Here is a 456-nt window from a genome sequence, read left to right as displayed (position 1 = left end):
CCTTGATCTTGGTCTTGCGGATCCGGCCGTCGTTGACCATCTCGTGGTACTTCTCGGTCACCGAGATGTCGGCGAACGGCACGCCGTAGACCTTCTCGACGTCGTATGGCGAGAAGAGGTACATGTCCTCGTTCTTCTTGGCCAGCTCGAAGGTGATGTCCGGGATCACCACGCCCAGCGAGAGCGTCTTGATGCGGATCTTCTCGTCGGCGTTCTCTCGCTTGGTGTCGAGGAACCGGTAGATGTCGGGGTGGTGCGCATGCAGGTACACCGCGCCGGCACCCTGGCGGGCACCGAGCTGGTTGGCGTAGGAGAACGAATCCTCCAGCAGCTTCATGATCGGGATGACGCCCGAGCTCTGGTTCTCGATGTTCTTGATCGGCGCGCCGTGCTCACGAATATTGGTCAGCAGCAAGGCAACTCCGCCGCCGCGCTTGGACAGCTGCAGGGCCGAGT

At 61.4% G+C, this 456-nt stretch carries 1 pseudogene; it reads right to left on the bottom strand.

Annotated features, from left to right (window positions below):
* A pseudogene (locus RNC47_RS36755) lies at positions 1-415 on the bottom strand (class 1b ribonucleoside-diphosphate reductase subunit alpha); the annotation flags it as partial.
* Between the last annotated feature and the right edge of the window lie 41 nt (positions 416-456).

Source organism: Streptomyces millisiae, assembly GCF_031845425.1.
GTDB lineage: Bacteria > Actinomycetota > Actinomycetes > Streptomycetales > Streptomycetaceae > Streptomyces > Streptomyces millisiae.
The sequence above is the reverse complement of the archived record's forward strand: the minus strand, read 5'-3'. Positions and strand labels throughout refer to the sequence as shown.